Origin of the sequence: Propioniciclava sp. (genome assembly GCF_036744435.1) — a bacterium.
GTDB lineage: Bacteria > Actinomycetota > Actinomycetes > Propionibacteriales > Propionibacteriaceae > Propioniciclava.
In genome coordinates this window covers 1-10,233 of record NZ_DAIOIA010000110.1, presented here as the reverse complement: position 1 = coordinate 10,233, position 10,233 = coordinate 1, and the positions used below count along the sequence as shown (strand labels likewise).

Annotated in this window: 7 protein-coding genes; 4 read left to right on the top strand and 3 right to left on the bottom strand. The window is 70.9% G+C overall.

The features are described 5' to 3' along the window. Positions 1-836: sensor histidine kinase (locus V7E09_RS12330; protein ID WP_324523460.1), on the top strand; the 836-nt coding region annotated here is incomplete at its 5' end. A gap of 7 nt (positions 837-843) precedes the next feature. Here V7E09_RS12330 and V7E09_RS12325 read toward each other — a convergent pair. Continuing rightward, a complete protein-coding gene (locus V7E09_RS12325; protein ID WP_324523459.1) occupies positions 844-1,746 on the bottom strand; it encodes an EamA family transporter in 903 nt (300 codons plus the stop codon). 224 nt (positions 1,747-1,970) lie between these two features. Between V7E09_RS12325 and V7E09_RS12320 the strand changes: the two genes are divergently transcribed. Further along, a complete protein-coding gene (locus V7E09_RS12320; protein WP_324511568.1) occupies positions 1,971-2,789 on the top strand; it encodes a hypothetical protein in 819 nt (272 codons plus the stop codon). 87 nt (positions 2,790-2,876) lie between these two features. Here the strand turns inward: V7E09_RS12320 and V7E09_RS12315 are convergent, their stop codons facing one another. Beyond that, on the bottom strand, positions 2,877-3,152 hold the full coding sequence (locus V7E09_RS12315) for a DUF1540 domain-containing protein (protein WP_324511567.1): 276 nt from the start codon (positions 3,150-3,152) through the stop codon (positions 2,877-2,879). Between the two features lie 648 nt (positions 3,153-3,800). Then, positions 3,801-5,243, bottom strand: coding sequence for a CCA tRNA nucleotidyltransferase (locus V7E09_RS12310; RefSeq protein WP_324511566.1), 1,443 nt, complete (start codon positions 5,241-5,243; stop codon positions 3,801-3,803). Positions 5,244-5,275: 32 nt separating this feature from the next. On the opposite strand from V7E09_RS12310, the gene V7E09_RS12305 reads away from it, so the two are divergent. Continuing rightward, positions 5,276-7,192, top strand: coding sequence for a DUF6049 family protein (locus V7E09_RS12305; protein WP_324511565.1), 1,917 nt, complete (start codon positions 5,276-5,278; stop codon positions 7,190-7,192). After that, positions 7,185-10,233 (top strand): murein biosynthesis integral membrane protein MurJ (gene murJ, locus V7E09_RS12300; RefSeq protein ID WP_324523458.1); only part of this gene is annotated, 3,049 nt, incomplete at its 3' end. The genes V7E09_RS12305 and murJ, both read left to right, overlap by 8 nt.

Genomic DNA, 10,233 nt, shown 5'->3' with positions numbered 1-10,233 from the left:
CGCTGTCGCTGATGGTCGGCATCTATCTGGGCCTGGGGGTCGGCGTCGAGGGGTTCCCGCCGTCGGCGTTCACGCACGTCTTCCTCGTCATCACCTTGGTGGTGACGATCGGCGCGGCCCAGGGGTGGCGGTGGCTGGGCCGGTTCTACGCGGCTCAGCGCGCCCAGGCCGCCCAGCAGGTGCGAGACCTGCAGGTGGGGCTGGCCCGCGACCTCCACGACACCGTCGCCCAGACGTTGTCGCATGCCGCCATGCGAGCCTGGATGGCGGCAGACGACGAGGTGTCTCCCCAGACGCGTCGTTCGCTGGTGCAGATCGCCGAGGAGTGCTCCGCGGCGGCGGGGGATCTACGGCAGTTGCTGTCGACGCTGCGCGAGACGCAGCCCGGTGGCGATCCGCAGTTCGGCCCGCTCGCGGACGCCGACTCGTTGGCGGAGGAGGTCCACGCACAGGCACGTCGGCTGACGGAGGCCGGGTTCGCGGTGCGGGCGCGTGTGGAGGTGCGCCAGGTGTCTGCGGCCCGGGCTCAGACGCTCACGCAGGTGTCCCGCGAGGCGGTCACCAACATGGTGAAGTACGCCCCCGTGGGCAGCGAGGTGACCGTGTCGCTCATCGAGCAAGGCGGCATCGTCTACGCCACCTTCCAGAACCCGGATCCGGGCGGTCGCGTCGACCGGCGCGGCTGGGGGTTGATCGGCATGGAGGAACGGCTGGCCCTTCTGAAGGGGACGCTGTCCCTGGATCGCAGCGGCGGCCTGTGGACGGTGCGCGCCGCGCTGCCCACGGGGGCACCGTCCGCCCCCGACGCGGCGGGGGAACCTCCGGCTGGTCCGTGATCGACGGTCAGGCGCCCTCGTCGGCTGCCAGTTCCGTGCCGGTGGCCGTGGTCTTGCGCGCGGTGCGCACCACGCCGATGGATGCCGCCACGACGCAGGCCATGGCGAGGATCTCGACCGGTCGCAGCGTCTCGCCCAGCAGCAGCAGGGCCGCCAGCGCCGCGACGGCCGGTTCGAGGCTCATCAAGATCCCGAAGATCCTCGGTTCGATGCGTCGCATGACGCCCATCTCGATGCCATAGGGGACGACCGAACTGAACAGGCCGACCGCGGCCCCGACCAGCCACACGTGCAGGGACGGGGCGGGGAACGCGCCGGCGGCCAGCATGAGGGGGGTGACGCCGAGGAAGCCGATCCAGAACGCGACGGCGACGCCGTCCACCCCGGCCCAGCGGCGTCCGGTGGGGCCCGCCAGGAGGATGTAGCCGGCCCACAGGGCGCCCGCGGCGAGCGCCCCGAGGACGCCGACGGGGTCCAGGTCGCCGGGCGCGAAGCCGAGCAGCGCGACGCCGACGGCGGCCAGCCCGACCCAGGCCAGATCGCGGAGCCGCCGCGACAGCGCGACGGAGACACCGAGCGGGCCGAGGAACTCCAGCGTCACTGCCATGCCCACGGGAATGCGTTCGATGGCCAGGTAGAAGGTGACGTTCATGGCGGCCATGCACGCCCCGTAGGCGGTGACCCAGCCCCAGTCCGCTGCCGTGCGTCCGGTGAGCCGGGGCCGAGTGACGAGGCCGAGGATGACGGCTGCGGCCCCGAGTCGGAGCCAGGCGACGGTGAGGGGGGCTGCCGCGCTGTAGAGATCCTTGGCGATCGAGGAGCCGATCTGCACCGTCGCGATGGAGATCAGGAGCATCACGATCGGCGCCCCCAGGAGCCGGGCCAGGGTTTCTCGCCACCACTGCTTCACGCCCCGCTCACTCCTTTGCCGTCGTCTGCTGCACGCCGCGATCCAGACTCGCATTTCGTCTGGCGGCGGGCGAACGGCCGAGCCCTCGTCTCACCTGGCGTACAGCCGGGCGCGACGGGGAGGGGGAACTTAGGCTAGCCTAAGCAGCGAATACAGCAAGGTGACCGTTGTGTAATTCGCACCGATCCGTGCGGCGGTCCCACCGAACTCGAAGGGGGTACGGCATGTCGATGTCGTACGACACGTGGACCATGCCGACCTGCGACGATCGGGCGCGATCGCTCGTCATGCGGATGCTGGCCGGGGCTGCGGCGGCCTCCCTGTACGCGTACCGGATGGACGAGGCCCTCGAAACGGTGGCGCACGGCCTCACCCCCGACGGGTCGCTCGTGGTGGCGGCCGCACCGACCGACCTGCTCAGCACGGTCCCGGCGGGGTTTGCTGTCGACGTGCGCCTGGACCTCATCAAGCAGTCGCCGGATCCGATGGTGTCGCTGGTGGCGGCCTCCACCCACCTGCTGGGAACCCTGGTGTGGGCCCAGCGCGCCGAGACGGTCGCCCACATCGAGGCGGGCACGCTACCCCCGCTGGTCGAGACCATGCTGACCGTCCCCGGTGCCCGGCTCGGCTTCGTCGAGGTGGAGAAGATGGTGCTGCACGACCTCACTGGGGCGACCCCGATCCCGCTGGAGGCCCTGGAGGGCCCCGCGCCGCTGATCGAGGATCCCTGCGCCGCCTTCGACCTGGTGGCCCGCAACGACAACACCGCGTTGAAGGACCTGTGCTGGGCCGTCATGGTCGGCACGGTGCCAGGCTTCGCGATCCAGAAGGCGCCCTTGCCGCACGTGTGCTCGCACACGGCCGATCAGGTGTTCTGCGTCGACGTGGATCCCACCGGGATCACCGTCATGTTGGTCGGACGCCACGAGACGCTGATCGCGTACGCCCGCTTCGCCACCCCCGCCACGTCACACCTCGAACTGACCGCGCAGGTGGATCGCCTCATGGCGCAGGCCACCCCTCCGGACGCCTTGGCAGGCTGATACCCACCTTCATCAGACACACGTGGGCCCCGCCGATCGGCGGGGCCCACGTGTTGTTCGCGTCGGATGGAACCGGGACGCGCGGTGTCAGGCGATCTCGTAGGACTGGCACTGCGCGGCATCGGTGATCTCGATGGACGCATTGGTGCACATGAGGTCGGAGTTGTGGACGCACTCCAGACGCTGGCAGGCACCCACATGGCCGTCGGCCGTCGGCAGGCCGCCGCGGGCGTCGAGGGCCACGAAGGTGACGCAGGTGGGCTTGTCGGTGCCGGCGATGGTGACGCCGAAGGCGGAACAGCCGTCGTGGTTGAAGGCGCAGCTCGTGGTGGCGCAGGACTTGACGCTGGTGATGGTGCTCATGATCGGTTCCTCTCGTTGACTTACCTCGACCACAAGTCACCAGCCACGCGTACACCAGGATTTAAATGCCGATTTTTTCGTTGACTATTTGGGGACACCCTATCCGCAACGGCCCTTTTGGCTAATTGCCGGTTGCGGAATCCGTGCCCGGCCTCGAAAAAGGAAGCCAAGCCTTACCTGAGTGCCCCGACAGCCCGCCAGTGCGACCGTGGGCGCGCCAGGCTCGCGACGACGACCCTTCTGGGGGCCACGTGACCCCCCAGCCCGCCCCCTCGTCCGGGAGGAGTCCGGCCACCCACGCCCGCTCGGCGAGATCCCCCTCACACCCATGCCGAAATGAGGCGATTGCGCCCCATTTCAAATGCCCGCCATATGCGCGCGGGAATCGAATCCCTCACCGAAGAATGCATACACCCACGAAAGTCCCGAAGCAGCAACCTTTCACGGAAGGTGGTGTCCGTTCCCGGTGGAGCCAGCCGGGCCGCCCGCCCTCCGGGGCCGCGGCGTGCGCCTGCCCCAGCCGGGTCAGGCCATGGGCCGGCGGCAGAAACGACCCCGAACAATGGAATGGTCACGAGAACCGGTCTCCCCGCCTAGCGAATCGGTCTCCCCGAGCCCAGCGAAATCGGTCTCCCCGAAAGGAGCCGGTCAGGAACCGTCGCTCTCCGGCTGCTGAGCCCACCAGGCCAGCAACTCCTCCCGTGCCCGTTCCGCTCCCAGCGGCCCTTCGTCCATGCGGCGCTCCAGCAGGAAGGCGTACGCCTTGCCGACGACCCGACCCGGCTTGATCCCGAGGATCTCCATGATCTGCGTGCCATCCAGATCCGGACGCATCGCGTCCAGCTCCTCCTGAGCGGACAACTCGTCGATACGCCATTCGAGTTGCTCGTAGGCGGTCCTGAGCCGGTTCGCCTTGCGCTGGTTGCGGGTGGTGCAGTCGGCGCGGGTGAGGATGTGGAGGCGCTCCAACTGATCGCCCGCGTCGCGGACGTACCGGCGGACCGCCGCGTCGGTCCAGTCGGCGTCCGCGTATCCGTGGAAGCGCAGGTGGAGGTCGACGAGCTTGGCGACCGCCTTGACGTCGTCGGTGGAGTAGCGCAGCGCGGTCAGGCGCTTCTTCGCCATCTTCGCCCCCACCACGTCGTGGTGATGGAACGTGACCTTGCCGCCGCTCTCGAACCGCTTGGTGGCGGGCTTGCCCACGTCATGCAGGATCGCCGCCAGGCGCCCCACCAGATCCGGTTCGTGCCCGCGCGCCCGCTCCAGATCGATCGACTGTTCCAAGACGGTGAGCGTGTGCTGGTAGATGTCCTTGTGCCGCCCGTGCTCGTCCACTTCGCGCACCAGCGCCGACAGTTCCGGCAGGACGCGGTCGGCCAGGCCGGTGCGGACCAGCAGGTCGAGCCCCTGACGCGGGGCGTCCGACAGCAGCAACCGCGATAGCTCGTCGCGGACGCGTTCGGCGGAGATGATGTCGATCCGCTCGGCCATCGCGGTCATCGCCGCGACCACCTCAGGAACCGGGGTGAAGCCCAATTGGCTGGTGAACCGGGCCGCGCGCATCATGCGCAGCGGGTCGTCACCGAAGGACACCTCCGGCGGGGAGGGCGTCCGCAGCACCTGGTCGGCGAGGTCCTCCAGCCCGCCATGAGGGTCGGCGAAGGCCCCATTGACGACCGACAACGCCATCGCGTTCACGGTGAAATCACGGCGCACGAGGTCGGCGGTCAGGTCGTCGCCGAACTCGACCGTCGGCTTACGCGAGGACGGATCGTAGGAGTCGGCCCGGTACGTGGTCACCTCGACCACGTCGTCGTTCAGGGAGGCGCCGATCGTCCCGAAGGCACGGCCGATGTCCCAGGTCGCGGGCGTCAGCCTCCCGAGAATCGTCTCGATGACGTCGGGGCGGGCGGCGGTGGTGAAGTCGAGATCGTGCACCCCGCGCCCCATGAGCGCGTCGCGCACCGGCCCCCCGACGAGATGCAGGTCGTAGCCGGCCGCCGCGAACGCGTCCGCCACGCGCCGGATCGTGGGAGTCGCCGTCGCGGCTTCCTCGAGCGCACGGCGCTGGTCTACGGAGAGGGAGGCCACGAGGGCCCAGCTTAGCGGCCTACGATGGGGCGGTGACTGCGAACCGGCCCGGGCCACCCCGCCGCCGATTCCTGGTGGCGCTGATCGGCCTCCTCATGCTCGTCGCCACCGTGGCGCTCAGCCCGTCGGCACATGCTGCCGAACCGGCCGTCACCGTCAACCTGACCCAGGCCGAGGTGATCGACGGCCGACTGCGCCTGGCCGGGAACCTCACCAACACCGGCACCGCCCCCCTGCGGACCTTGTCCGTGCAGCTGTGGCGCTCCCGCGCCCCCCTCTCCTCGCGGGACGCCGTCGAGAAGGCGCTGACCGAGAAGACCACCACCGAGGGCCTCCTCAGCCGCGCCGCGTCGGCCACCCTCGCGCTCACCACCGGGACCGGAACCCTCGACCCGGGACAATCCAGCACCTTCGCCGTGGACGCCACCCCCGACGAACTGGGGCTCTCTCCGGCGGCCTCCTACTGGGTCGGCGTCGATGTGAGCGCCCGCCTGGTGAACGAGCCCGCCCTGCGCGTCCTCGCCTCCCCCCGCACGCTTGCCACCGTGACCGACGGCCCGGTCGGGATCGCGTCGGTGGTCGAGCTGTCGAGCCGCCCCCGCCAGATCAAGCAGAACCTCTTCCAGGACGAGAGCCTCGCCGACGAGTTGTCCACCGGACGCCTCCACACCCTGCTGGAGGCCGCCCTGTCCCGCGGCACCGACTGGTACGTCGACCCCAGCCTCCTCGTCGAGGTACGGGACATGGCCGACGGCTACCGGGTGGGGCCCGATCGCGTCGAGGGCACCGGCGCCGCAGCGGCCCAGGCCTGGCTGGACCAGTTCGCCACGCTGGATCCGGCCCGCGGCGTCGCCGGGCTGTTCGGCACCCCCGACCTCGCCTCCTCCGGCGCATCCCCGTTCACCGAACTGCAGGCCGACGCCCTCGCCGCCGGGGAAGGCGTCGACACCCACACCAGCGCGACCGGGCTGCTGCTGGTTTCCCCCGACACGACCACCCTGCAGGAGGTCGCCGGGCTGGGCCGCACCGTGTTCGCGCTCGGGATCCGGCCGCCCCGCGTCAGCACCATCGCCCAGGGGATGACCCTCGCCGAGGTCGACCAGCCCACCTTCGCCCCCAGCGCGCTGCTGCCCGACACCGCGCTCAACCGGCGCAACACGCTCGCCGCGCTCGCCCAGTCCACCGGGGGCCAGGTCCGCTGGCTGCGCACCGAAGCCGACCTCGGAGCGGACGCCGACCCGCCGCGAGGGTTCACCCGGGCATCCCTGGCGTCCGTGGTGGGCGTCCCCCTCGTCGAGTGGGCCCCCTCGTCGCCGGCCCGCACCGGCGTCGTGACGCCCGACGTCCGCGAGACGCTCACGCAACTGGGCGCGGACCTGCGCGCCTACGGCGCTGTCTCCCCCACCTCCGAGATCGGGGAGGTCGCCTCCGCCCAAGTCGCCCGCGGGGCCTCCCTGTGGTGGAGCGACGACGCCGATCGGCAGCAAGCCTGGCTGGACGCGATCAACGCACGCATCGCCGCCAACGGCGCCCAGGTCAGTCTCGACGCGCTCACCCGGTTCTCGATGACCGGGGCGACCAGCGACTTCCCCGTCACCGTGACCAACCACCTCACCGACCCGGCGACGGTGCGCGTCGTCATCACCACCGACAATCCGCAGCGCATCCGATTCGCCGAGCCGGACCCGGTGACCGTCGCCCCGGGCGCCGCCAACACGGTGACGCTGGCCGCGTCGGCGTCCGGCGCGGGAGTCGTGACCGCCCAGGTGCATCTGGAGTCGCTGGCCGGCGACCGGCTCACCGACGACACCATCATCACCGTCGAGACCAGCGACGTGGGCACCATCGGCTGGGTGCTGGTCATCGGGTCCGGGGCGGTGCTGGTCGTCACGACGGTGCTGCGGATCCGTCAGGTCCGTGCCCGACAGAAGGCGATCGCCGATGGCTGAGCCCGTCACTCCTCCCGCGGCCGCGTCCCGGCGCCTGCTCAACGCCACCGCAGTGATGGCGTCGGGCACGATGATCAGCCGCGTGCTGGGCTTCCTGCGCGCCGGCCTGCTGGTGATCGTGCTCGGCTCGGCCTCCCCGCAGGCGGACGCCTTCTCGCTGGCCACGCTCGTCCCCAACTCGCTCTACATGCTGTTCGCGGGCGGCGCGCTGAACACCGTGCTCGTGCCCCAGATCGTCCGCCACACCCACCACGACGACGACGGCGGCCAGGCCTTCATCAACCGGATCATCACCGCGTTCGTCCTGCTGCTCGCCGCCGTCACCGTGCTGGCCACGATCTTCACCCCGCAGGTGATGAGCCTGTGGAGCTCCTCGGAGTGGCGCGCCGAATCGATGGCTCCGCTGTGGCGGCAACTGGTGTTCATGGCGACGCTGACGATGCCGCAGCTGTTCTTCTTCGGGGTGTTCTTCCTGCTCGGGCAGGTGCTGAACGCGCGCGACAAGTTCGGGCCGATGATGTGGGCGCCCATCCTCAACAACGTCGTCGCCATCGCGGTCCTGGGGCTGTACCTGAGTCTGTGGGGTACCAGCACCGACCCCACGCAGCCGTTCAGCGACCAGCAGGTGCTCCTGCTCGGCATCGGCTCGACGCTCGGGATCGTGCTGCAGACCGCCGCGCTCATTCCCAGCCTGCGCGCCACCGGCCTGAAGATCCGGCCCCGCTTCGACCTGCGCGGGCAGGGGCTCGGCGAGACGTTCCACCTGGCCAAGTGGATGCTCGGCTACGTGCTGCTCACCACCGTGGGACAGGTGGTCGTCACCAACCTGGTGAGCGCGGCCACCGCCCAACGGGCCGTCCCGGGGGCCGGCCTCACCGCGTACAACACCGCCTACCTGGTCTGGATCCTCCCCCACTCCCTGCTCACGGTCGCCCTGGCCACCGCCATGCTGCCCTCGGCGTCCCGGCTCGCCGCAGCGCACGACCTGCGCGGCGTCGCCGCCGAGACGGTACGGACGATGCGACTGGCGCTGACCTTCCTCGTCCCCGCCTCGGTGGCCTTCCTGGTGTTGGGCCTGCCGTTCATGCGGATCGCGTTCGGGCATGGCGCCAACGCCGAGACCTGGCAGTTCCTCGGCTGGACGCTGATGGCCTTCGCGCTCGGCCTGGTGCCCTACACCATCCAGTACGTCTACTTGCGCGGGTTCTACGCGCTGGAGGACACCCGCACCCCGTTCCTGCTGCAGGGCGCCATCACGGCGGTCAACATCGTGGCCGCCCTCGTGCTGGCGAACGTGTCGGGGGATCCCGCAACGGTCGCCCCGAGGCTGGCCCTGGCCTACGCCTTGTCGTATCTGGTGGGGGCGTGGCTGACCCACGTCACCTTGGCCAAGCGGCTGACCACGCTGTCCGCGGCTCCGCTCGTGCGACTCCTTACCCAGTTGTTCTTGGCGGTGCTGCCGGGGGCCGTGGTGGCGGGCGCGGTGTCGTGGTGGACGCGTGAGGCGTCCCTGCCGGTCACGCTCGCCGGGTTCGCCGGGTCCGTCGTGGTGGCCGGGTCGGCGTTCTTCGGCATGGCGCGCCTCATGCACATCCCCGAGGCCACCCAGGTGCTGGCGGTGCTGCGGCGCCGCGCCGCCCCGGCCCCCGAGGCGTCCCCCGAGGGCCTCACCGGCGATCCGGAGACGACCAGGGACCGCGACGGCATCATGCTCGCCTACCCCGACCCTCGGCTCCCCGTCACCAGTCGGCCCGACTTCGACCCTCGCAACGCGCCCGGCGACCTGCTGGACGGCCGCTACCGGCTCGACGAGCCCCTCAGCCGACGCGGTTCGACGGTGACGTGGCGGGCCTTCGACCTGAAGCTGGGACGCCCGGTGCTGCTGCACATGCTGGACCCGGACGATCCGCGCGCCCTCGACGTCCTGGATCAGGCCCGGCGCGCGGCCCCCGCCATCGACAACCGGTTCCTGCGGGTGTGGGACGCCGTGCTGGACGAGACCGGCGGCGGCAGTTATGTGGTGTGCGAGTACGCCCCCGGACGCTCGCTCGAACTGCTGCTGCGCGACGGCCCGCTGTCGGATCTGGAGGCCGCCTGGCTGGTCCGGGAGTTGGCGTCCGGGCTTGCCGGCATGCATGACCAGGGCCTCTACCATCGCGCGCTCAACCCCGACACGGTCATCGTCACCGCCACCGGCAACCCGAAGATCGTGGGCTTCCTCGTCGAGCACGCCCTGCATCCCGACAGCGGGGACGGCGCCGACCCGGAGAGCCTCGACGTCACCGGGTTGGGTGAACTGCTCTACGCGTCCTTGACCGGACGATGGCCGGGCCCCGCCCACTACGGGCTGCGAGCCGCCGCCACCGACCGGTTCGGGCGGCCGGTCTCCCCCGCGGCGTCCTCGACGCGGGTGTCGGTGGAAGTCTCCGACATCGCCGACCGGATCCTTGCCCGATCCTCACTGGGCAGCGCGACGCCCCTGACGACCGCCGTGGACGTGGCCGAGGCGCTGTCGGCCATCCTGGGCGGCGCAGACGCGGCGTATCTGCTGGAACAGCGCTTGCAGGGACCCATCGAATTGGTGCGGGTCCCGCCCGTGACGCCGGCCCCGGTCGGCCCGGCGCCGGGGGGCCCGGCCCCCGCCAGCGCGGCTCGCCTCACCGTCACCCAAGACGTGCAGGTACCTCCTCCGCCGCGCGGCGCGGTGTTCGGTTCGCGCCCCTCGGCCGGGGACGAGCCGGTCGAGGACGATCCCGGCGAGCCGACGGGCGCGCTGCATCATCGTGAGGACGCCGTGCCCGCGTCCCCGTGGTCGCAGCCGGGCGAGGAGACCACCAACGCGATCTGGGCCGACGTCGAGGAGAGCGCCAGCGTCCCCGGGCAGCCGTTCACGCCGATCCCGCCGCCGGCTCCCCGCTTCCGGGTCTCGGAGCAGGCCCCCTCGGAGGATCCGTCCCGACGCTGGGTGGTCGTGCTCGTCTGCCTGTTCGTACTGTCGCTGATCGTCGGGCTGGTCGGCGTCTTCGTCAACCAGTACGACC

Excerpts from the sequence above, each read along its gene's own strand:
- V7E09_RS12320 (WP_324511568.1), top strand. The coding sequence starts at position 1,971 with ATGTCGATGTCGTACGACACGTGGACCATGCCGACCTGCGACGATCGG.
- V7E09_RS12315 (WP_324511567.1), bottom strand. The coding sequence starts at position 3,152 with ATGAGCACCATCACCAGCGTCAAGTCCTGCGCCACCACGAGCTGCGCC.